The sequence below is a fragment of the Pannonibacter sp. I15F10I1 genome (assembly GCF_900185665.1).
In the GTDB taxonomy this organism is placed as follows: domain Bacteria; phylum Pseudomonadota; class Alphaproteobacteria; order Rhizobiales; family Stappiaceae; genus Pannonibacter; species Pannonibacter indicus.
This window is the reverse complement of the sequence record NZ_FYAN01000015.1, coordinates 48,933-70,410: the sequence shown is the minus strand read 5'-3', so window position 1 is coordinate 70,410 and position 21,478 is coordinate 48,933. Positions and strand designations below refer to the sequence as shown.

Sequence of the window (21,478 nt, the reverse complement as noted above, 5' to 3'; positions counted from 1 at the left end):
AGAGGGGAGGATCGCATGCGCATTGCCGTCATTTCCGATGTTCATGGTAACCTGATTGCCCTCGATGCGGTGCTGGACCACATCGCCCGGCAGCAGCCGGACGCGATCGTCAATCTCGGCGACCTTGTTTCCGGCCCCTATGATCCCCACGGCAGCGCCGAACGGCAGATGCACCTTGCGGCCATGACCCTTGCGGGCAACCACGAGCGCCAGCTGCTGGAGGGCGGAACCGGGGCCTCCGACAGTTTCGCCAGAGCCCGCATCACGCAGGCGCATATGGACTGGATCGCCAGCCTGCCGCAGACGCTGACGCTTGCCGATGGCGAGGTCTTCGCCTGCCATGGCAGCCCGGCGGGCGGCGACCTTGACTATCTGCTGGAAGATGTCAGCCGGGGCTTTCCCGTGCTGGACACGCAAGGAGCCATCGCCAGCCGCATTGCCGGCATCGGCAGCGCCCGTGTCGTACTCTGCGGCCACACCCACATTCCGCGCCTTGCCTGGGTGGACGGGGTGCTGATCGTCAATCCCGGCAGTGTGGGCGTGCCCGCCTATGCGGATGACACCCCCGTGCCGCATGTGATGGAAGCCGGCACGCCGCATGCCCGCTACGCCATGGTGGAGCGCACAGCGGACGGCTGGGCCGCCACCTTCCACGCCATCCCCTACGACTTTGCCGCCGCCGCAGACCAGGCCCGGCAGGCAGGCCGTGAGGCCACCGCAACAGCCACCCTGACCGGGCGCATGAGGTGAGACACCGGCTCAAGGCCGCTCCCCACACCCCGTCCATCCGGCTTGGGAAAAGCCTGTGATCTGGCTACTCCGGCACGGCCTTTCAGCCCCCCTCCCCCTCGTGGGGAGGGGTGAGGGGTGGGGGGAATGGCCTTTCCGTCTGGCAGAGCATCCATTGGTTCCGGACGATCGCTTCTCTTGATGTATCATCAGGAAAATAGATATTTTTCATATAGTTGCAGGCTCAGAGCCCCCCACCCCTTACCCCTCCTCACGAGGGGGAGGGGAGCGGAGAGGCCCTGCCATCATGCCGGTGCATCACTGCGGTCCAGCGGCGGCCCCTTACTCCCGGTCCACCAGCAACCCTCCCCTTGCCAGAAAGCTCTGGGGCGGGGTGCCGAAGTAGCTGCGGAAGGCGGCGGAGAAGGCGCTGGCGCTGCCATAGCCCAGACGGTGGGCGATTTCCGTGCTGCTGTGGCCATGATTGAGCAGTTCCAGCGCCGAAAGCAGCCGCAAGCGGCTGCGCCATTGCCGGAAGGTGAGGCCGGTTTCCCCATGGAACAGGCGCTCCAGCGTGCGGATGCTGGCCCCCGCCATGGCGCCAAGCTCTGCCAGAGACCGGCCATCCCCCGGATTGGCCACCAGATGCCGCGTCACCCGCAGCAGGCGCGGATCGTGGCCGCCGGGCAGATGCATGGGGGCTTCGGCCAGCACCGTGATCTCATCCAGCGCCAGGGCGCAAAGATACCGGTGATGACTGGAGCGGCCACCTGCCTCGTTTCCTGCCGCCTCGTTGCCCATCTCGTTGCCCGCCATGCTGCACAGCCGCAGGATGATCTCGCGCATCAGCCCCGTCATCAGCCGCACGCTGCAGGCACTGCCCGAAAGGGCAGGGCGGCCCTCAAGCGCGCTGGGGTCCACGTAGAGATTGCGGATCTCCACTTCCGTTTCCGAGACGGTGTGATGCGGCACGCCGCCGGGGATCCAGACCGTGTGCGACGGCGGCACGATCCACACCCCGTCCGCGCTGAACACGCGCAGCACGCCGCGCACCGCCCATAGCAACTGGCTGCGGGGGTGGCTGTGCGGGGCAACGGCCCAGCCGGGCGCCAGCCTTTCGCTCCGGGCCAGCACCGGCCGCTCCGGGTCGATCACGAAGGCCGTGGGGGAGGGGGCGACATTTGGCGTGTCAGCGACATCAATTGGCATGATGATGGTCTAACGCATTGCGGCCGCAGAAGCTAGTTTGGCCTCCCGCACCAGACCAGGATGTTCCGCCGTGACCAGCCCCATTCCCCTGCGCAAGGCGCTCGCCTTTGGCCTCATCGCCGTTTCGCTGCTGATTGCCCTGTTTCCGCCCGCGCCCTTGAGCCCGGTTCAGGGGCAGATGCTGGCCATCATTCTCCTCACGCTCGGGCTCTGGGCGACGAGCCTCGTGCCCAACTATCTGGCGGCGCTGATCTTTTTCGCTGCGGCGCTGATCCTGAAACTCGCCCCCGCGCCGCTGGTGTTCTCCGGCTTTTCCTCGGCGGCCATCTGGCTGATCGTCTCGGGCTTCGTCATCGGCAGTGCCATCAGCCTGTCAGGGCTGGGCGACAAGCTGGCCGCCGTCCTCGCGCCGATGCTGACCGGCAGCTATCTGCGCCTCATCGGCGGGGTGGTGCTGATCGCCATGTTCCTCGGTTTCCTGATGCCGTCCTCCGTCGGCCGCGCCGTGGCGCTCATTCCGGCGGGCATGGCGCTGGCCGCCCGCTGCGGCTTTGAACCGGGCTCCAATGGCCGCATCGGCATTGCCGTGGTGCTGGCCATCGGCTGCAACATGCCGAGCTTTGCCATCCTGCCGTCCAACATTCCCAACATGGTGCTGTCCGGCGCGGCCGAAACCATCTACGGCACGCATTTCAGCTATGTCGATTATCTGCTGCTGCATTATCCGGTGCTGGGCATCGTCAAGTCGGCGCTGATCGTGTTTCTGGTGCTGAAGCTCTTTCCGGCGAAGGTTAGCCGTACCCGCGGCCAGATGCCCGATGCCGCCCCGCAGAAGCCTGAGGCCGAAAATGCCGCCACCGCGCGGCTGAAAACCTCGATCATCCTGATGGTCACTCTTGGCTTCTGGGCGACGGACAGCCTGCATGGCATCAATCCGGCCTGGATCGGCCTTGCGGCAGCCATCATTCTGATGCTGCCGGGCATCGGCATCGTGCCGCCGCAGTCCTTCAAGACCTCCGCCGATTTCGGCACGCTGCTGTTTGTGGCCGGTGCGCTGGCCGTGGGCACGCTGGTCAACCAGTCGGGCCTCGGCACCCTGATCGGGCAGGGGCTGCAGGCGGTGCTGCCTCTGGCCCCGGCGGAAACAGGGGCACAGACGGGCGCACAGGGCCTCGTCAACTTCCTGTCGCTGACGCTGATGAGCTTCGGCACCAGTCTCGTGGCCACGGTTCCCAGCGCTCCGGCGGTGCTGACGCCCATGGCGCAGGACCTTGCAACGGCCAGCGGCTTCAGCCTCGATGCGGTGCTGATGACGCAGGTGCCCGGCTTCTCCACCGTGCTGCTGCCCTATCAGGTGGCGCCGCTGATCATCGCCATGCAGATGTCGGGCGAGCGGCTGACCCATCTCACCCGGCTGCTGCTGCCGCTGACCGCCATCACCCTGCTGCTGCTTCTGCCGCTCGACTATCTGTGGTGGCGGCTGCTGGGCTGGGTGTAGGCCCAAGCCCGCGGCGCCGGCGCCTCTTCAAGGCGTAATGCGCAAGGCCGGGTCAAACGCTGGATCAGAGCAACAGCCCGAGGCGGGACAGGGTGAGCCGGCATTGGCGGCACAGCGGCTCGTTCCGGCCGCCCCGGTAATAGCTGAGGGCAATGACGGCGCCATAAAGCGCCCAGGCCTTGCCGCGCAGCCAGGCACCCTCGTCCAGCTCCAGGGTCTGGCGGAAGGTATCGCGCGCGGCAGGATCCACCCAGGACCAGGCGGTGGCATAATCGGCTGCCGGGTCGCCCACGGCCGAAAGGCCCCAGTCGATCACGCCGGAGAGCTGTCCCTTGAGGGTCAGCAGGTTGTCCGCCTTCAGGTCCCCATGCAGCCACACGGCCGGCCCCTCGAAAGGCACCGCCAGCGCACTGTCCCACAGCGCCACGGCCGCCGTGACATCCACCTCGTCCCGCACCATCTCGATTGCCGGAAAGGTCTGCGCGGACATATCCGCAAGCGGGATGCCCCGCAGCTTGTTCACCGGCCCGGCCAGCGGCGCCCCCTCCACGGGCTTGCGGTGCAGCGCCTTCAGAAACCCGGCCAGCGCAACCGCCGCGTCCGTCACGCTGGCAATGTTCTGCGGCGTGGCAACCTCGCCCTCCATCCAGTCAAATATGCCGAATTCGCAGCCCATCTCAGGCCCGGCATGCCCGCGGGTGCGCAGCCGGGGAATGGTGAGGGGCAGGGGGGCGAGATGCGGCAGCCAGTCAAGCTCCTTCGTCACCAGTTCCACCGCGGACCGGCGCCGGGGAATGCGCAGCACCAGATCTTCCCCGATCCGGTACAGCGCATTGTCCGTGCCCGCGGAGGCCACCCGGGAGACCGGCAGATGCGCCCATTGCGGGGCCTGTTGGGCCAGCAGCGCATGGATCAAGGCATCCGTGACGGGAAGATCATCTGCATGCATCGGCTTATCCTTTTTCTCATGCCAGAACCGTCAACACCGCTCCGCCTGCAGCGGCCAGCACAACGGCGGCGAAGGGCGGGGCCTTGAAGGCCACGAGCAGCACGAAACAGGTGAGGGCCAGGGTGAAATCCGGCAGCCCGCCGATGGCGCTGGTGAAGACGGGCGTATAGAGCGCGGCGCCCAGAATGCCCACCACGGCGGCATTGGCCCCCTGCATCAGCGATTGCGCCGGGGCGAGGGTGCGGAACCGGTCCCAGAAGGGCAGCGCGCCCACCAGCAGCAGGAAGCCGGGCAGGAACACGAAGACAAGCGCCAGCCCCGCCCCCGCAAGGCCATTGGGCGCAGGCCCCAGCACCGCGCCGAGATAGGCGGCAAAGGTGAAAAGCGGCCCCGGCATCGCCTGCACCGCGCCATAACCGGCAAGGAAGGCATCCGGCGTCACCCAGCCGGGCTGCACCACCTCCGCCTCCAGCAGCGGCAGCACCACATGGCCGCCGCCGAAAACCAGCGCTCCGGCGCGGTAGAAACTGTCCATCACCGCAAGGCTCTGGCTGTGCCCCGCCAGCAGCGGCAGCAGCACCAGCAGCGCCGCAAAGACGGCCAGCGCGGCAAGGGCCACGCGCCGCGTGACGGGCAGGGGGGCAGGCGGGGCGGCAGCTGCCCCTTGCCCCCGGCCAAGCACCAGACCGGCACTGGCCCCCAGCAGGATTGCTGCAACCATTCCAACAGCGCCGGGCAAAAGGGCGAGCAGGGCGACGGCGCCAACGGCAATGGCCGCACGCTCCTTGTCCGGGCAGAGGTTTTTCGCCATGCCCCAGACCGCCTGCGCCACAATGGCAACGGCAACGATCTTCAGCCCGTGCAGCGCGCCCGTGCCCAAGGGCCCGGAAATGCGCGCCGCCGTCATGGCAAAGACGAAGAGCACCAGCGCCGAGGGCAAAGTGAAGGCGGTGAAGGCGGCGAGCGCCCCCAGCCAGCCGGCCCGCATCATCCCCAGCGCAAAGCCCACCTGACTGGAGGCAGGCCCCGGCAGAAACTGGCACAGCGCCACAAGGTCTGCATAGGCCCGGTCCGTCAGCCAGCCGCGCCGCGTCACCAGCTCATCGCGGAAATAGCCAAGATGGGCAATGGGCCCGCCGAAGGACGTAAGCCCCAGCTTCAGGAAAACCCCGAACACCTCTTTGGCCGTCCCCTCCGGCCTCGCAGCCTCTTCCGTACCCGCTCCGCTGGTCATCGCCCGCCGGTGTCTCCTCAAGAGTGTCAGGTGCCCACTAACCGTAGTCTTGTGAAAGCTGCGTGACGATGGCTATACCATACTTGGCCTTGCGGAGACGGGCGTAAACCGGCTTGAAACCGCTCCCGGCGAGTGAAGCGCATTGAGAGCAACTATCAAAAACCCGAAGAATGTTCACTGCCCTGCAACCTCTCCATCCGTCATCCTCGGCCTTGTGCCGAGGATCTGCACAAGTCAATGGCTTGCAGATGGCCGGATGATCTTGACGGCACAGACACGAGCACCCTTGCAATTTTTGATGGCATTTCCTAGCCTTTTTCGCCGAACAGCAAGCATGCTTACCGCCCGCATCCCGCGAAGGAAGCAAAGCGGTACCAGGTGCGCGATGCACGCGATTTTCTGGACCGGATCGGGGTCAGGCCATGAGCAACACCATGACTTACAAGGGCTATGCAGCCCGGATCGAGTATGACGACGAGGACGGCATCCTGACCGGCCGCATTGCCGGCATCCGCGATACGGTGGGCTTTCATGCTGACACGGTGGAAGGCCTGCGCGAAGCCTTCCATGAGGCTGTCGAGGACTATATCGAAACCTGCGCCAGGATCGGCAAGGAGCCGCAGAAATCCTATTCGGGGCAGGTCATGTTCCGCATCAGCCCCGAGGTTCACCGCAAGGCCGCACAGGCCGCCGAACTGTCCGGCAAGAGCCTGAACCAGTGGGCCGAAGAAGTGCTCGACCGGGCTGCGGGGTGATCGACCCGGCAGAGGTTGCCGGCAGGCGCCAGACCTCAGCTTTCATCGACGATGCTGATGATCTTTCCGCCTTCGACGCGGAAGGCGGATGCGCCTGAGAATGCGAGCTTCTGGCCAGCCTTCCATCCGTTCGGCAGGTCGGTTGCCACGACCGCCGTATAGTCGATCTCGGCCAGTGTGGTGCCCGCCACGGTAATCGCGTTCACAACCTTCTGCTGCCGGGTCTCGAATGCGGATGCGCCGAACCTCGCCATCTGCGCAAAGCTCTGCTTGTCCAGCGCCTCCGCGGTCACCTCGCCGCCGGAGATGTTCTGAAAGACCACGTTCCCGGCGAGGCACATCAGCATGCCCTCGACGTCCTTGCGGTTATAGGCATCAATATAGGTTTCGATCGGATCAGGCAGACGTCCCATCAATCGCACTCCGGCAAGAGTCATCCCCTTGATCATCTACCATAGCCGCTTGACGGCTGCATGGCCGCACCGTCCGTATAGCCGTCCTGTCAAGGCGCCCCGGAACGGGCGGTTTTCCCGCAACAGATATTTTTGCCGGGCCCTGCCGGAGGCGGTGATGATAAGGCCCGATCTGTGGTTCCCCTCAGCCGGGAAGGACGCGCCCCAGGAAATTGCGGATCAGAACCGCGATTTCATCTGCGTGGGTCTCAAGGGCGAAGTGGCCGGCATCCAGCAGATGGATCTCCGCATCCGGAAGGTCGCGCCTGTAGGCCTCGGCACCAGCGGGAATGAAGGCCGGATCATGGCGCCCCCAGGCCGCCAGAAGGGGCGGGCGGTGTTCGCGGAAATAGGACTGAAAGTCCGGATAGAGGGCCACGTTGCTGCGGTAGTCCCGGATCAGATCAAGCTGAATCTCTTCGGCACCCGGCCGCGCCATATAGGCGATGTCGAGTTCATAGCCATCGGGGGAGAGGCGTTCCGGGTCTGCTCCGGTTCCGTACTGCCAGATCCGGATGGTGTCCGGTGACAGGGACGGACGGCAGGCCTCCCGGTTCGCTTCGCTGTCAACGCGCCAATAGTCTTCCCAGGGGCCCCATTCGCTGCTGAAGCCATCAGTATAGGCATTGCCATTCTGGCTGATGATCGCCGTCACTCTCTCAGGATGACGCAGGGCCAGCCGCAGGCCAACCGGCGCACCATAGTCAAAGACATAGAGCGCATAGCGGTCGAGCGACAGGGCCTCGGTGAAAGCCTCGATGACACCGGCAAGCCGGTCGAACGTGTAGCCGAACGCCCCGCGCGGCGGGGATTTGGTCTGGCCGAAGCCGGGCAGATCAGGCGCGACAAGCCTGTACCGGTCCGCCAGCAGCGGGATCAGATCGCGGAACATGTGGCTGGACGTGGGAAAACCATGCAGCAGCAGGATGACCGGCGCATTGGCGGGGCCCGCCTCGCGGTAGAAAACCTCCACGCCACCGGCCGTCTGGAACTTGTATCTCGTGGACATCACCAACTCCATTTTGTGTTCCCGGAGAAGGTAATGTGTTTCAAGTTCCGGCATAATATGGCCAATCTGAAAGTCTTGATTGCAGAATTGGAAACTCTGATGGACCGTCTTGAAGCCATGTCGATCTTTGTAGCAGCCGTGGAAGCAGGCTCTCTGGCGGCGGCGGCGCGCAGGCTGGGCCGCTCTCCGGCCTCCGTGACCCGCGCGGTTGCGCAACTGGAGGCAACGGCCGGTGAACGGCTGCTCGACCGCACGACGCGCCGCTTCGCCGTGACGGAGGCAGGAGCCCGTCATGCCACGGCCTATATGGCGGTTCTGGATGAACTCGGGCGCCTGGACCATCCGGCGCAAGAGGCCGAAATCCATGGCAGCATCGTGATCACCGCCCCGGAACTGTTTGGCCGGCTGCACGTGATGCCGGTGGTCGAAAGCTTTCTGGAGGCCCACCCCCATGTGCAGGTGCGTGTGCTGCTGCTGAACCGGATGGTGGACCTGACCGGGGAGGGTGTGGACGTGGCCGTCCGCCTGGCAGACCTGCCGGATTCTTCGCTGAGCGCGGTGAAACTGGGCGAAGTGCGCCCGCTGATCTGCGCCGCACCGGCCTATCTGGAGAGACATCCGGCGCCGGATCATCCCTCCGGTCTGCAGCACCATGTGTGCATCGGCCTGAACGAGGCCGGCACGCATGAACTCTGGCGCTACCGTGAAAGCCCCTCGTCCCGCCGCGTCCGTTCGGTCCGGGTCGCATGCCGGCTTTCCCTCAACAGCGCGGCAGCCGCAATCACGGCGGCAGAGCGCGGTCTGGGTCTCGTCCGGCCCCTGTCTTATCAGGTCGCGCGGCAGATTGCGGACGGGTCCCTTGTTGCCGTTCTCCAGCGCTACGAAACCGAACCGGTGCCGGTGCACATGGTGTTTCAGCCCCGCAAGACCGCCAGCAGAGCCACCCGTGCCTTCATTGACCACGCCCAGCCGCTGCTGAAGCGCAAATCCTTCGGCGGCCCCTGACAGAAGGACGCCGCCAGCCCCATCGTCATCCCGCCGCCTGCGGCAGAACCCCGATCCGCTACGGACCTCGCCTCCGCCATCTCCCACGCCGTTGGAACCGCGGGCAGGGGGGCAACGTCAGCACGCTTCTAGTCAGTTTCGCACTCATGGTCAGCGGGGGCTGTCAGAAATAACCGCTTCAGTGCAGCGGCCGCCTTTCCAGCGCTTGCGATGGCCAGTCAGAGACCGGCGAATGCCGCGTCTCTCTCATAACGTCCCATTAACCTTACCTCCACCGCGACTTATCGCGTAATCTATCTTATGGAACTTGTATCCATGCGATGCCGTCGCCGGCTCGGATGCGGTGTTCCGCATTATCATCCCCCGGCACCGCAGTTTTGCCGATACATGCAAAGTTTGGACATGCAAGTCAGGGCTGTTTCCGGCAGTTTCGGTGAACAGGTGTCAGACATGGTCTGGCTGGCCGGTCCGGGACGGGGATCATCTGCTTGTGACGATTTGGGGAACACTGACGGAACGGTGCGCCGGGCGGCGGGGTGTGGCGCGGCCTCTGGCGGCGGCGGCGCTGGTGGCTGCAATGGGCGGCGCGGGCATGCCTGCTGCCGCGCAGGATGCGGGCAGTCTGTTGCGGGAGCAACAGAGGCGGCTGGACATGCAGCGGCCCCTGCCGGGGATGGATGCGGAGGCGGCGGCGCAGAGCCCGCAAGGGCGGCCGGTCACCGCTTCGGACGAAGGCCAGACCATCCTTGTCACCGGCCTGCGCTTTACCGGCCGGGCGGACCTTCTGCCGCCCGCCAGTCAGGCGGCCATCATCGCGGCCGGAAAGGGCAAGCGGCTTGGCATCGGCGGCATTCAGGCGCTGGCGAGCCAGACGACGGCGGCATTGCAGGCGCAAGGCCATCTGCTGGCCAGCGCCATCCTGCCGCCGCAGGACATCACCGAAGGGGTGATCACCATCGAGATCCGGCAAGGCCGGCTGGAAGAGGCGAGCTTTGAACGGGCGGAAGGCATGCGGGCCTCCGAAGCGCGGCTGCGCGCCATTCTGGAGCAGGAAACGGCGGGCGAGGATCTGACGCAGGCGCAGCTGGAAAGCGCGCTTCTGCGGATGAATGCCCATCCCGGCGTCACCGCAAGGGCACGGCTGATGCCGGGCGCAGCACCCGGCACCACGCGGCTTGTGATCGATACCACGCAGGACCCGCTGCTCTCGGGCAGCCTGTCCGCCGACAATTTCGGCTCCTGGTCCACCGGGCGGATACAGGGCACCGGCACGGCACTGCTGACTGACGCCACCGGCTACGGCGACCTCAGCCGCGTCACGCTGTCGGGCTCGGAAGGCCAGCGCTTCGGGTCGCTGTCGGCCAGTGTTCCGCTGTGGGCCTCGCCCTTCACGCTCAGCGCCAGCTATGGCCACCTGACCTATCGCAACGTGGATGACACGGGCCGCCTGCTGGGGCTGAAGGGCAAGGCGGACTTTGCCGGGGCAACGCTGGATTATGCGCTCATGACCACGCGCAGGCTTTCCGTCTCCACCTCGGCCGGGGTGAACTGGAAGTCGCTGGTGGATGACAGCCGCGCCGGGCGGCTTTCGGACAAGCAGTCCGTCTCCGGCACATTCGGTGTCTCGGGCGAAGCGCGCGATGCATTCCTGGGCGGCGGCCTGACGGCCCTGTCCCTGAGCTGGACCACCGGCACGGTGGATCTTTCCGGCGAGCCTTCGGCGGAGGCGGCAGACCGGGCGGGCCTGCGCACCGCCGGGGCCTTCAACAAGGTCAATGCCAGCGCGGCGCGGGTGCAGAAGCTGCAAGGGGCCTTCTCGCTCTTTGCCCGGGGCTATGGCCAGCTGGCCGATGGCAATCTGGACTCGTCCGAGGAGTTCTCCCTCGGCGGGCCCTATGCGGTGCGTGCCTATCCGGTGGGTGAAGGGCGCGGCGACATGGGCGTGCTGGGCAGCGTGGAACTGCGCTACGACCTGCCGGTGGATGCCAGATATGGCAACGTGCAACTGGCCGCCTTTGCCGATGCCGGACAGGTGGTGGTGAACCGCTTCGAGCGGGGCATACCGCTCGCCAATGCCTGCGCCTGCAACAGCTATGGCCTTGGCGGTGCAGGGCTTTACGCCCGCTGGACGCGCGAGAACCTCAATATCTCGGCCACCTGGGCCCATGCCATCGGGGACAACCCCGGCCGCAGCCCGGCGGACGGCAGCAACACGGACGGAAAGTCCCTGAACAATCAGTTCTGGCTGACGGGGGCCATCCGCTTCTGAGGCGGCCACACCCTTCGCACGCCAGTGCGGCAAAAGAAGTTTCTGGGCGGGAGGCATGATCCTCCCGAAGCCTCAGCATGAGGACTGGTGCCATGCAGCTTTCCCGTAACAACGTCTCTCCGGCTGGCTCTCTTTCCCCGCGCCGGCGTCATCTGACCCTGCTGCTGTCCACCTGTGCGCTTGGCGCCGGGCTGATCCTGCCCCCCTCCCTGCTGCAGGCGCAGGAGCTGCCCACCGGCGGCACCATCGCGGCGGGCACGGGCAGCATCGGCACCTCGGGCAACACCATGACGGTGACGCAGACCAGCAATCAGCTGATCACCAACTGGAACAGCTTTTCCATCGGCAGCGGCGCGACGGTCAATTTCGTGCAGCCGGGCGCCTCGTCCATGGCGCTCAATCGCGTCACGGGGCAAGACCCGTCGCAGATCCTCGGCAACCTCAATGCCAATGGCCAGGTGTTCCTGATCAACCCCAACGGCATCGCCATCGGCGCCAGCGGGCGGGTGCAGACGGGAGCCTTCGTCGCCTCCACGCTCGGCATCACCGACAGCCGGTTTCTGGCCCATGACTTCACTTTCACCGGCAGCGGCGGCTCCGTCACCAATGCGGGCGAAGTGTCCGGCGCGGTTGTCGCCCTCATCGCCCCCACCGTGCGCAACAGCGGCACGATCACGGGGGACACAGCCCTTGCCGCCGGAACGGATGTGCTGCTGGATTTTGACGGCGACGGCCTGATCTCGGTGGAGGTGAAGGCCTCCACCATGGAGGCGCTGGCGGAAAACAGCGGCCTGATCAAGGCCGATGGCGGCACCGCCATTCTCACCGCCAGGGGCGCCTCGGAGGCGAAGAAGGGTATCGTCAACAACACCGGCACGGTGGAGGCCAAGGCCATCGGATCGCGCAATGGCCGCATCCTGCTGCTGGGCAGCGATGAAACGAACGCCAGCGGGTCGCTGAAGGCCAAATTCGTCGAGACTTCCGCCAAGAAGGTGAAGCTCGACAAGACGCTGAAGGTCGAGACGGACGGCGGCGACTGGCTGATCGACCCCACGGATATCAACATCGACGCGGATATGGCGGCCGTCATTGAGGCAAGCCTTGCCAGCGGCAATGTGGAAGTCTCAACCGCCGCCGCGGGAGCGGATGCGGGCGATATCACCGTGTCCTCAGGGATCAACTGGGCCGCCAATGTCCTCACCCTCAGGGCCGACCGGAACATTGCCATCAACGCCACGCTGAACGGCACGGCCACGGCAGGGCTGGCGCTGCACTATGGCCAGGGCGCGGTAGAGGCGGGCAACACGGCCGCCTACACCGTCAGCGCCCCCGTCAATCTTGCTTCCACCGGCAGCTTCGCCACGAAGCTGGGCAGCGACGGCGCGGTCAACAGCTACACGATCATCACCAGCCTCGGCGCGGAAGGCAGCACCACGGGCACGGACCTGCAGGGCATCGCCGGCAACCTTGCCGGGCGCTATGTGCTCGGCAGCGATATTGACGCCTCGGCCACATCGGGCTGGAACAGCGGCGCGGGGTTCACTCCGCTGGGCAACTTCACCACTGCTTTCTCGGGCTCCTTTGAAGGGCTGGGGCACACGGTCTCCAACCTTCATATCAACCGGCCCTCGACACAGGCCATCGGCCTGTTCGGGCTGACATCAGGCGCCAGCCTGAGCAATTTCGGCGTGACGGGTTCTGTCACCGGCGGTTCCGGCGTTGGCAGTGCCGTGGGCTGGGCGGCGAACTCCACCCTCTCCGGCCTCTGGTCTTCCGCGACGGTGGCCGGCAGCACGGGCGCGACGGGCGGGCTGGTTGGCACCATGTTTCAGACCACCCTCACCCGCTCCTTTGCCAGCGGTGACGTCAGCGGCGGCGCCGTTCTCGGCGGGGGAGTGCTGGGGGCCTTCGGCGGGCTTGTGGGCTTCCTCAACAGCGGCACCATCAGCCAGTCCTATGCATCCGGCAATGCCTCCACCGTCAGGTTTCAGGTGGGCGGGCTGGTGGGGACAACCGGCAGCGATGGCGTGATCATCAACTCCTATGCCACCGGCAACGTCTCGGGAACAGAGGGTGGCGCGCTCGTTGGCAACAACAGCGGCACGATCAGCTACAGCTACGCCACAGGCAGCGTTTCCGGAAACCAGGGACTGTTTGGCAGCAGCGGCAGCAATGTGTCCAACGTGTTTTACAACGCCGCCACGGCAGGCCCGGAACCCTCTTTCGCCAGCAGTGGCAAGACGGCCACCGAGCTTCTCGATCCCTTCCTCTACATCGAAGACGGCTGGGACTTTGCCAGCATCTGGGGCTCGCCCAAGGCAGGCGGTCTGCCGGAGCTGCGGGCGTTGTCCACGCAGGCGCTCTACGACAATTACATCAAGGTATCCGGAGATCTCTCCCGCGCCTATGGCGACACGGGCAGCTTTCAGGGCAGCCTGACCACCAGCATCACCGGCATCTCCGTCTCGGTTGACGTGGGCAGCGCCATCACCGGCACGACGAATGCGGGCACCTACGCCTGGTCAGAGCCAAACATGGTCGAACTCGACCTGACAGGCGGCCTGACGGTGGCCGACTTCTACCTCGCCTTCGGCACGGGCGGCGTCACGGTGACGCCGCGTGCCGTCAGCCTCACAGGCTCGCGGACCTACAACGGCAGCACCAGCTTCTCGGCCTCGGATATCGTTCTGGGCAACCTTGCCAATGGCGAGACACTGAGCCTCAGTGGCGCGGCGACCCTCGCCAGCAGGAATGCGGACCAGTATTTCACCGCTGACACAAACGGGCTTACGCTTGGCAACGGGACGGGCCTTGCCTCCAATTACACGCTCACGGACGCGGCGGTGGAGCTTGATGTCACACGGGCAGTGATCACATCCATCAGCGGCCTTGCCGTGGACAGCAAGGTCTATGATGCCACCACAACGGCAACGCTCGACACCTCCGGCGTGATCCTCACCGGCATGGTCAGCGGGGATGACCTCACGTTCAACGGCACCGCCGCCTTCCTCACCGCCTCTGCCGGCACGGGCAAGACGGTCGAAGTCACGCTCTCGACCCTCACCGGTGCCGATGCGGCCAACTATGAATATGACGCCAGCATCGGCAACACGATCCAGCTCGCGGCCGCCGCAGATATCTCGCAGAAAGCCATCACCGTCACGGGCCTTGCCGGCCTCACCCGCACCTATGACGGCACCACGGCAGTGACGATCGACCAGAGCTTTGCCGGGCTGAACGGCGTGGTCATGGGCGATGACGTCAGCCTTGCCACCGCCCTTGGCGCCTATGCGGACAAGAACGCGGGCAACGGCAAGATCATCACCATCTCGGGCCTGACGCTGACCGGCGCGGAAGCGGGCAATTACACCGTCAGCGTCACCCCCGGCACGGTCACGGGCGATGTGGAAAAGGCGGTCATCTCCGCCGTCAGCGGGCTTTCCGCGCTGAGCAAGGTCTATGACGGGGGCGATGCCGCCACACTGGATGCGAGCGGCGCAGTCCTGACGGGCTTTGTCAGCGGGGACGCGCTCACCCTCACGGGCTCAGCCGCCTTCCTCGACCCGTCGGCGGGCACGAACAAGGATATCTCCGTCTTTGGCCTGGCTCTGGCCGGTGCAGACGCTGGCAATTACGAGCTGGCCAATGCGCTGGGGAACAGCTTCAACGTTTCAACGGCGGCTACCATCACGCCGAAGGCGCTCACCCTCACCGGCGTTTCGGGCCTCACCCGCATCTATGACGGCACCACGGCGGTGGCGCTGGATCTGACCGGCGCGCAGCTGAGCGGCATCATCCTCGGCGATGACGTGAGCCTTGCCACCGCCCTTGGCCTCTATGCAGACAAGAATGCGGGCACCGGCAAGCTGATCACCGTCTCGGGCCTGACCCTCGGCGGCATGGCGGCCGGAAACTACACGGTCAGCATCACGCCCGGCACCGTCACGGGGGATGTGACCCAGGCCGTCATCTCCAGCATCGGCGGTATTGCCGCCCTCAACAAGACGGCAGACGGCACGGTGACTGCCACGCTCGACACATCAGTCGCGCTTTTCAACGGCATGGTCACGGGCGACACCCTGAGCGTGGCAACGGCAAACGGCGTCTTCGCCGATGCAGAGCCGGGCACGGGCAAGACGGTGCTGATCAGCGGCCTCAGCCTCGGCGGCGCGGACGCCATGAACTACACCCTCGCCAGCAGCACCGCCACGGCGCTGGCCGGCATCGCCCCCCGTCCGGTGGTCCTGCCCCCCGCTGGCCCGGGGCAGCCCACACCCCTGCCCTCCACCCCGCAAGCACAGATCCCCGGCATTGCGGGCCAGCCAGGCACCGTCTCGCGCGTGGTCAGCAGCTGGTCGATCTTCGGCGGGCTGTTCTCCCCCACCGGTCAGACCACCCCCCTCACCCTCGCCTCCCTCGGCAGCACCCCGCAGGACATGACCGGCACGGATCTGATCGAGGATGAAAGGGGCGAGTGAGAGGCTTGGACTCCCCCATACCAAGGCGCCGAGATGCTGACGCATCACGCCTTGGAAATGTTCAAGCTCAGCACGGGCTTAACCGGTGTTCAATGAGTCAATCTCATCAAGCGCCGGTATAAGTGCCGTCTGATGGCCAATCGGCCAGCGCCTCGGCGATACGCAGATCAACTGCGGTATCAATATCGACGGAGCGGTGACGGGGCATGATGCTGGCGCGTGTACCCTTGGGCATGAAGCCGTTTTCGGCGCGGAAGGCCGCAAAGCCGATCACATAGACGGCCCCGTTGAAGCGGTACCAGAGCCCGAGGTCCTGACTGCGCCTGCCCTTGAACTCGGGCCGCACGAAACTGTCCAGCATTCCGTCTTCGGAGAGCTGCCCCACCCATGGGGCAGGACACTCAGCCTCGCAGACGGACACCACCGCCTGCGCCCCGCCTTGCCGGTAAAGGGCTATGGCAGCCTCTATGTCCTGCGCCTGGCGCAAGGGGGATGTGGGCTGCAAGAGCACGAGACCGGCATAAGCATCTAGTTCGGGCGCCAGCCGGTCCAGCACGTCATGAACCACCGCTGCGCTGGTGGCCGTGTCCGTGGACAGCTCCGGGCTTCGCAGGTCCGGACAACGGGCGCCGAGGCCAGCCGACACAGACTGGATCTCCGCGCAATCGGTTGAAACGTAAATGGCGCCCACGGAAGGAGCGGCCTGCGCTGCCAGAATGGACCAGGCGATCAGCGGCTTGCCCCGGAGCGGCAGCAGGTTTTTGCCCGGCAGGCGCTTGCTGCCGCCACGCGCAGTGATGATGGCAAGAAAGGGCCGTGTGTCCATGGTCACCTCAATAGAGAAGGCTGAAGTTACGCAGCAGCTCCAGCCCCGCCTCGCCGCTCTTCTCCGGGTGGAACTGGGTGCCGAAGACACTGCCCTTTTCCACCAGCGCCATCAGGGAAAGGCCGCCATAGGAGGCAGTGGCGTGAACTTCCCCGCCCATATCCCCATGCACGCCATAGCTATGCACGAAGTAGAAACTCTCGCCTTCCAGCCCCTTCAGCAGGCGGCAAGGCTGCGCCGATGCCGGACCCGTTGCCACCCGTGACCAGCCGATATGCGGCAGCTTTGCCTTTACCGGAAGGCGCGAAACGGAACAGCGGACATAGCCCAGACCATCATGCCGGCCCATCTCATCGCTGGAGAGCATCAGCAACTCGAAGCCAAGGCAAATGCCGAGCAGCGGCTTGCCAGCCGCATGGGCCTCGTCCAACAGAGGGCGCAGACCATACGTCTCAATGCGGGCCATGCCTTCGCCGAAGGCCCCCACGCCGGGCAGCAGCAGGGCGTCTGCCCGGCGCAACTCTGCCGGATCGCGGCTGATGATCGCAGGAATCCCGAGATGATCCAGCGCATTGCGGACGCTGCGGATGTTGCCGATGCCGTAGTCAATGATTGCCAGCATCTTTGGGCTTCCTGCGTGCTGTGGTGCGCGGCAACGCCGCCTTGAGGCCATCAATCGTGGCCTTGCCGTAGTGCAGCACGGAAGCGGTGGCAATGGCCTGCACCTGAACCTGCGCTTCCAGCTGGGTGAAATGGGCAATGCTGCCGGCGCCGCCACAGGCAATCAGCGGCACTTGCAGCTGCTTTTCGGCCTGACGGTAAAGCCCGGTGTCAAAGCCGCGCTGCGTGCCCTCCTGATCGACAGAGGTGATGATGACCTCCCCTGCCCCGCGGTCTTCCAGCTCACGCGCCCAGTCCAGCACATCCCGGCCCGTGGGCTCGCGGCCGTTGCTGACATAGGCCTCCCATGAACCGTCCGGCCTACGCTTGGCCTCGATCGAGGCAACGAGGCACTGGCTGCCATAAACCCGGGCGATTTCGTTGGCCAGCTCCGGATTGCGCAGCAGCGCAGTGTTGACAGCCACCTTGTCTGCCCCACTCGCCAGCGCCTTTTCCACGTCCTGCAGCGAACGGATACCCCCGCCCATGGTGATGGGCACGAACACGGTGCGGCAGGCCTCAGCCACCGTATCAAACAGGTTGTTGCGGTCATAGAGGCTGGCGACCGAGTCCATGAACAGGATCTCGTCGATGCCCTCCCGGTAGTATTTCCCTGCAATATCTAGGGGATTTCCAATCCTGCGCTGGCCTTCAAGGTGTATGCCCTTGATGACATCTGCATTCTTGATATCGAGCCGGGCAATCAACCTGAGCATGACGGTCAGATATCCTGAAACAGTTTCTGCGTCGGCACCTGCCAGAACTCCTCCATGCTGATCACACTCAGGAAAAGCTCTGCGCTGTTGCCTGCACCAAAATGATGATCCGGCTCATAGTGCCGTTCGCTGGCCCAGGCCTCGGCCAGTGCTGCGCCGATGGCTGCCGCATCACCGGGCACATTCACCACACAATCCGCCGACGCCCTCCCGGTCTGACGCGAGGAAATATTGATTGTGTGTACCCCGAAGACCGGGCATTCGCGGATGCCGGCGCTGGAGTTTCCGGCCAGAAACCTCGCGTGCCGCAGCAGAGTGATGAAATACTCCATCCGCATCGAGGGAATGAGCTTGAAGCGCGGATTTCCGCGCAGCCGCTCGTATTCACGGAAGATCAGCTCGCAGCCGTCATCATTGTTGGGGTAGATCACCACATGGTCGCGGCCCGACGCCAGCAGGCAGTCCACCAGCGCGCGCGCAGAGCTCTCCGTATCGGCAAGGTCGGTTGTCACCGGATGGAACAGCACGATGCCATAGGGGCCGAAGGGAATCTGATAGTACCGCTTCACTTCCTCCAGCTGCGGCAGATCCGGCGACATCATCAGGTCCACGTCCGGTGAACCGATGATATGGATGTTGCCCGGCACCTCGCCAAGCTGGATCAGGCGCCGGCGCGCCTGTTCGTTGGCGACGAAATGCAGATGCGACATCTTGCTGACCGCATGGCGGATGAGTTCATCCACTGTGCCGGACACTTCGCCACCCTCGATATGCGCCACAAGGATGTTGCGCAACGAGCCGACAATGGCCCCCGCCAGCGCCTCGACCCGGTCGCCATGAAGAATGATCAGGTCGGGACGGAATTCGGTGACATAGCGGGACAGGCCGTCAATCGTGTTGGCGAGAACCCGTTCCATCGGCTCGCCCTGCACCTGATTGTGAAAGACATAGACACTGCGCGTGCCATCCTGCAAACGGTGCTCGGGCAGGGAGCGGTAGACCTCGTCCACCGTATAGCCATAGCGCTGCAGCGTGTGCATGCCGGTGATGAAGATACCGGTCTCAAAGACGTCCGAACGCTCGATCACGCGGATCAGCGCCTTCAGCTTGCCGAAATCCGCCCGCGTGCCGGTGAGGAAGAGGATCTTTCGCGTCATGAGCCACTATGTCCATCCAGGGAATCGCGATGCAATGGACAATTGCATCCAGCCCCTCGGAAAGCTGCAAAGGTGCACAGGTTTGGACGGCCACTTTCACTCGGCGGCACGCCCGGTCAGCTCCAGGCAGCCGGGGCAAATCTAGGGAAGTACCTGATCGAGCCACCCGCCCAGCCGTGCCAGGGTCCCGTGCGCCTGTGCCCTGACCCCGGCAAGGGCCCGCCCGGTCTGGTCAACAGCCGTCTGAGGTGCCTGAAGATGACGCTGGACTTCTGCTTCGATCCGCGTACTGAAACCCTCCTTCCGGACATCGATGATCCTGTCCGCCAGTCCCAATTCGCCGTAAAGCAGCTCAATCTGCGGATAGTTATACAGTCCCACGGCAGGAACACCCATTCCGATAGGGCAAACGTTCGCATGAAAGCGCATACCCAGAATGAGCTGGCAACGGCTGTACTCTTGCAGAAATTCAGGGAGCCCCGCCGCTGTGGGATCCAGTGCTGCAATGCGGATGCGCCGCCGCAGATAGGGATCCTTGATATGGGGCAGCAATCCGGAGATCAGCTGAACATCCCGCCAGATATGCGGGAAGAGGACAATGCGCAACCCGCTATGCCCCTCAAGGATATTCTCTACTGAACGGGCCAGCGCCGGAAGAAAGCGCTCTGCTGCCGCCTTTTCTTCAAATCGCCGCTCAAGCATGTCTCCGGCAATGTTGATGCCAATCAGTGGGCCAGTACCGGCGCCTTGCTGTGCCACCATTCCCAGAGCCTCTCCGGCCCAAAACCCTCCGTCAGGCATCACCGGCACCTGAGAAGCATACGAGCTGCCAAGAACCTGTTCCAGCGCAGCCGAAGACCCGTCGTTTCTGACACAAACGAAGAAACCGGGATGCCCAAGCACGTGGTCCATGAACGTCCGGAACCGGGATTGCGTCACCGGGCTGTAGCCTTGCCCTATATCAGCGCCCAGCGAGTAGAAGACCGTTGCAACCGTAAGCCTCGCAAGCCGTTCCGGCGTAATGTCAATCGACATGCCAGTTGCCGAATGCTCGACCCAAAGCTCGAAATAGTTGCCGCCACCAACCAGAAAGAGGTCGAAACTGTTGGCCCATTCGATGAACGCATCATCGAAGCTGCGCTGCTTCCAGTAAAACTCCCGGATCTCCAGCTCGGTGATATCAAGGCTCCGCCCAAGGCCGCGCCAAAGGTGCCGGGCGCCGGCGTGATTTGCCAGATCGCCTATATTGCCAGCGAAACTCGCCAGATGGAGAACGCGCAAGGGTTTGCCGGTGCCGTTCGCCATCTCATGTCACCTGATGCCTGAGTGCCCATGTGCTCCCTCGCTTCTCCCACAGATGCGGAGAGCGGAACTGATCGACGGTTTCCCAGAACTCTGCCTCGCTCAGGCTGATGTAGTCCAGGAACTCGTGGAAATACTTCGCCGGAAACTCCTGATCATATTTGTGAACCAGATTGACGCCTTCCTCACGGGTGATCTTGCCGTTGCGGATTTCCTGCGCCGCGTCATAGGTCGCCCGGCCAATGCCGAACTTGATCAGCGTGGTGAAGTAGTGGAAGGGGTCAATCTTGTCGTCGATGCTGGAGTATTTCGAGTAGGAGCCTTCGGTGCGCTCGTCATTGGCCTGAAACCCTGTGTGCTCGACCGCATAATAGTAGCACTCCTGCGGGTCCCACTTCAGGTAATAGCCAAGGTAGTGCACCTCGACACCCGCCTTCTCCAGGGCATCCCGGGTGGGCGGCACGTAAGGTGCAAAATCACCTTGCGTGAAACCATGCTCCGAGATGATATCCCGCATGCTGACGCCGCCGAACTTCATGTCCAGAGGATCGCCACTGGAATAAAAGGCCGGATCCATCACCGGCTTGCGGTTCTCGTCGATGTTGTTGCCGTATTCGGCCTGGTTTTCCCCATACATCACCAGTTCCACACCAAAGCGGCTGGCCATGGCCGGGCCGATGATGCGCTGGCCGACGATGAAGGGTTGGAACGGGTGCAGCAGGTTGCGGAAGGCAAGACTGGTCAGGAGCCGGTGCAGCCGTCCATTTGGCGTGTAGAGGATGTTGTCGAGCCCGCCTTCGTGCATCCAGTTGGTGAAATTGCGCCAGCCCACATCCGTGTATTTATGCGGCGCCCAGGTCACCGTCAGCGGGTTCATGCCGTATTTGTATTTGAGCACATGGGCGGTGAAGGCGCTGTCCTTGCCGCCGGAGCCGGGCACGATCACGTCATAACGCCCGTCACTGCGCTTGTAGCGTGCCAGCAGCTCGATCAGCCGCGCCTCGCGCTCCTGCCAATCAATGCCCTGTTCCTTCTGCTCCGCATAGCGGCAGGCGGAACAAATCCCGCCCTCAAAGGCGATGGTTGCCTTGCGGTCGGTCCGCTGGCTGCCGAATTCTACCGTCGAACTGGGCCGCTGGTTGGAGATGACGCATTTGCTGCAGAAATGAACCTCTTCCGGCAGTCCAAAATATGCGCGCTCGGACACAATCGGGCTCCTTTCCAGCAATG

At 64.5% G+C, this 21,478-nt stretch carries 17 protein-coding genes and 1 pseudogene; 7 read left to right on the top strand and 11 right to left on the bottom strand.

Annotated features, from left to right (window positions below; translation table 11 throughout):
• Positions 1-15: 15 nt before the first annotated feature.
• On the top strand, positions 16-750 hold the full coding sequence (locus IF10I1_RS10990) for a metallophosphoesterase (RefSeq protein WP_186424494.1): 735 nt from the start codon (positions 16-18) through the stop codon (positions 748-750).
• Between the two features lie 321 nt (positions 751-1,071).
• On the opposite strand, the gene IF10I1_RS10985 is transcribed toward IF10I1_RS10990, so the two are convergent.
• Positions 1,072-1,938 (bottom strand): helix-turn-helix domain-containing protein, encoded by an 867-nt coding sequence (locus tag IF10I1_RS10985; protein ID WP_186424493.1) that lies wholly within the window; start codon positions 1,936-1,938, stop codon positions 1,072-1,074.
• A gap of 70 nt (positions 1,939-2,008) precedes the next feature.
• On the opposite strand from IF10I1_RS10985, the gene IF10I1_RS10980 reads away from it, so the two are divergent.
• Positions 2,009-3,436 (top strand): SLC13 family permease, encoded by a 1,428-nt coding sequence (locus tag IF10I1_RS10980; RefSeq protein ID WP_186424492.1) that lies wholly within the window; start codon positions 2,009-2,011, stop codon positions 3,434-3,436.
• A 64-nt stretch (positions 3,437-3,500) separates the two neighbouring features.
• Here the strand turns inward: IF10I1_RS10980 and IF10I1_RS10975 are convergent, their stop codons facing one another.
• Positions 3,501-4,385, bottom strand: a complete 885-nt coding sequence (locus IF10I1_RS10975; protein ID WP_186424491.1) for an aminoglycoside phosphotransferase family protein — start codon at positions 4,383-4,385, stop codon at positions 3,501-3,503.
• A gap of 16 nt (positions 4,386-4,401) precedes the next feature.
• Entirely contained in the window at positions 4,402-5,619 is a 1,218-nt protein-coding gene (gene chrA / locus IF10I1_RS10970) for a chromate efflux transporter (RefSeq protein WP_186424490.1), read from the bottom strand.
• Positions 5,620-5,958: 339 nt separating this feature from the next.
• Between chrA and IF10I1_RS23145 the strand changes: the two are divergent.
• A pseudogene (locus tag IF10I1_RS23145) lies at positions 5,959-6,045 on the top strand (HicA protein); the annotation flags it as partial.
• Positions 6,042-6,374, top strand: a complete 333-nt coding sequence (locus IF10I1_RS10965; RefSeq protein ID WP_019965475.1) for a type II toxin-antitoxin system HicB family antitoxin — start codon at positions 6,042-6,044, stop codon at positions 6,372-6,374. The pseudogene IF10I1_RS23145 and the gene IF10I1_RS10965, both read left to right, overlap by 4 nt.
• A 35-nt stretch (positions 6,375-6,409) precedes the next feature.
• Here IF10I1_RS10965 and IF10I1_RS10960 read toward each other — a convergent pair whose 3' ends face one another.
• Positions 6,410-6,787, bottom strand: a complete 378-nt coding sequence (locus tag IF10I1_RS10960) for a nuclear transport factor 2 family protein (protein ID WP_186392289.1) — start codon at positions 6,785-6,787, stop codon at positions 6,410-6,412.
• 184 nt (positions 6,788-6,971) lie between these two features.
• Positions 6,972-7,835 carry an alpha/beta fold hydrolase gene (locus tag IF10I1_RS10955; RefSeq protein WP_186392288.1) on the bottom strand — a complete coding sequence of 288 codons (864 nt, stop codon included), beginning with the start codon at positions 7,833-7,835 and terminating at the stop codon, positions 6,972-6,974.
• A 99-nt stretch (positions 7,836-7,934) separates the two neighbouring features.
• Between IF10I1_RS10955 and IF10I1_RS10950 the strand changes: the two genes are divergently transcribed.
• The 3 genes from IF10I1_RS10950 to IF10I1_RS10940 all read left to right on the top strand — a co-directional run bounded on the left by IF10I1_RS10950 (position 7,935) and on the right by IF10I1_RS10940 (position 15,587).
• A complete protein-coding gene (locus tag IF10I1_RS10950) occupies positions 7,935-8,840 on the top strand; it encodes a LysR family transcriptional regulator (RefSeq protein WP_186392287.1) in 906 nt (301 codons plus the stop codon).
• A gap of 490 nt (positions 8,841-9,330) precedes the next feature.
• Positions 9,331-11,109, top strand: a complete 1,779-nt coding sequence (locus tag IF10I1_RS10945; RefSeq protein ID WP_244293726.1) for a ShlB/FhaC/HecB family hemolysin secretion/activation protein — start codon at positions 9,331-9,333, stop codon at positions 11,107-11,109.
• A gap of 92 nt (positions 11,110-11,201) precedes the next feature.
• Positions 11,202-15,587 carry an S-layer family protein gene (locus IF10I1_RS10940; protein WP_186424489.1) on the top strand — a complete coding sequence of 1,462 codons (4,386 nt, stop codon included), beginning with the start codon at positions 11,202-11,204 and terminating at the stop codon, positions 15,585-15,587.
• A gap of 106 nt (positions 15,588-15,693) precedes the next feature.
• On the opposite strand, the gene IF10I1_RS10935 is transcribed toward IF10I1_RS10940, so the two are convergent.
• The 6 genes from IF10I1_RS10935 to IF10I1_RS10910 form a co-directional block, all read right to left on the bottom strand.
• The gene (locus tag IF10I1_RS10935) at positions 15,694-16,413 is read right to left on the bottom strand and encodes a cytidylyltransferase domain-containing protein (RefSeq protein WP_186424488.1); all 720 of its coding nucleotides are present in this window, start codon (positions 16,411-16,413) and stop codon (positions 15,694-15,696) included.
• A 7-nt stretch (positions 16,414-16,420) separates the two neighbouring features.
• Positions 16,421-17,035, bottom strand: coding sequence for an imidazole glycerol phosphate synthase subunit HisH (hisH, locus tag IF10I1_RS10930; protein ID WP_186424487.1), 615 nt, complete (start codon positions 17,033-17,035; stop codon positions 16,421-16,423).
• On the bottom strand, positions 17,019-17,789 hold the full coding sequence (hisF, locus tag IF10I1_RS10925; protein ID WP_186392283.1) for an imidazole glycerol phosphate synthase subunit HisF: 771 nt from the start codon (positions 17,787-17,789) through the stop codon (positions 17,019-17,021). The genes hisH and hisF overlap by 17 nt, the downstream gene beginning before the upstream one ends.
• 5 nt (positions 17,790-17,794) lie before the next feature.
• Positions 17,795-18,946, bottom strand: a complete 1,152-nt coding sequence (gene neuC / locus IF10I1_RS10920; protein WP_186392282.1) for a UDP-N-acetylglucosamine 2-epimerase — start codon at positions 18,944-18,946, stop codon at positions 17,795-17,797.
• Between the two features lie 141 nt (positions 18,947-19,087).
• Positions 19,088-20,251, bottom strand: a complete 1,164-nt coding sequence (locus IF10I1_RS10915; protein ID WP_186392281.1) for a polysaccharide pyruvyl transferase family protein — start codon at positions 20,249-20,251, stop codon at positions 19,088-19,090.
• Between the two features lies 1 nt (position 20,252).
• Positions 20,253-21,455, bottom strand: coding sequence for an N-acetyl sugar amidotransferase (locus IF10I1_RS10910; RefSeq protein WP_208977155.1), 1,203 nt, complete (start codon positions 21,453-21,455; stop codon positions 20,253-20,255).
• Positions 21,456-21,478: the final 23 nt, after the last annotated feature.

What these genes read in the sequence shown, in the direction of transcription:
- neuC (WP_186392282.1), bottom strand. Translation starts at nt 18,946, where the DNA reads ATGACGCGAAAGATCCTCTTCCTCACCGGCACGCGGGCGGATTTCGGC.
- IF10I1_RS10950 (WP_186392287.1), top strand. Translation starts at nt 7,935, where the DNA reads ATGGACCGTCTTGAAGCCATGTCGATCTTTGTAGCAGCCGTGGAAGCA.
- chrA (WP_186424490.1), bottom strand. Translation starts at nt 5,619, where the DNA reads ATGACCAGCGGAGCGGGTACGGAAGAGGCTGCGAGGCCGGAGGGGACG.
- IF10I1_RS10990 (WP_186424494.1), top strand. Translation starts at nt 16, where the DNA reads ATGCGCATTGCCGTCATTTCCGATGTTCATGGTAACCTGATTGCCCTC.
- IF10I1_RS10975 (WP_186424491.1), bottom strand. Translation starts at nt 4,385, where the DNA reads ATGCATGCAGATGATCTTCCCGTCACGGATGCCTTGATCCATGCGCTG.
- IF10I1_RS10960 (WP_186392289.1), bottom strand. Translation starts at nt 6,787, where the DNA reads ATGGGACGTCTGCCTGATCCGATCGAAACCTATATTGATGCCTATAAC.
- IF10I1_RS10915 (WP_186392281.1), bottom strand. Translation starts at nt 20,251, where the DNA reads ATGGCGAACGGCACCGGCAAACCCTTGCGCGTTCTCCATCTGGCGAGT.
- hisF (WP_186392283.1), bottom strand. Translation starts at nt 17,789, where the DNA reads ATGCTCAGGTTGATTGCCCGGCTCGATATCAAGAATGCAGATGTCATC.
- IF10I1_RS10955 (WP_186392288.1), bottom strand. Translation starts at nt 7,835, where the DNA reads ATGTCCACGAGATACAAGTTCCAGACGGCCGGTGGCGTGGAGGTTTTC.
- IF10I1_RS10965 (WP_019965475.1), top strand. Translation starts at nt 6,042, where the DNA reads ATGAGCAACACCATGACTTACAAGGGCTATGCAGCCCGGATCGAGTAT.
- IF10I1_RS10935 (WP_186424488.1), bottom strand. Translation starts at nt 16,413, where the DNA reads ATGGACACACGGCCCTTTCTTGCCATCATCACTGCGCGTGGCGGCAGC.
- hisH (WP_186424487.1), bottom strand. Translation starts at nt 17,035, where the DNA reads ATGCTGGCAATCATTGACTACGGCATCGGCAACATCCGCAGCGTCCGC.
- IF10I1_RS10940 (WP_186424489.1), top strand. Translation starts at nt 11,202, where the DNA reads ATGCAGCTTTCCCGTAACAACGTCTCTCCGGCTGGCTCTCTTTCCCCG.
- IF10I1_RS10985 (WP_186424493.1), bottom strand. Translation starts at nt 1,938, where the DNA reads ATGCCAATTGATGTCGCTGACACGCCAAATGTCGCCCCCTCCCCCACG.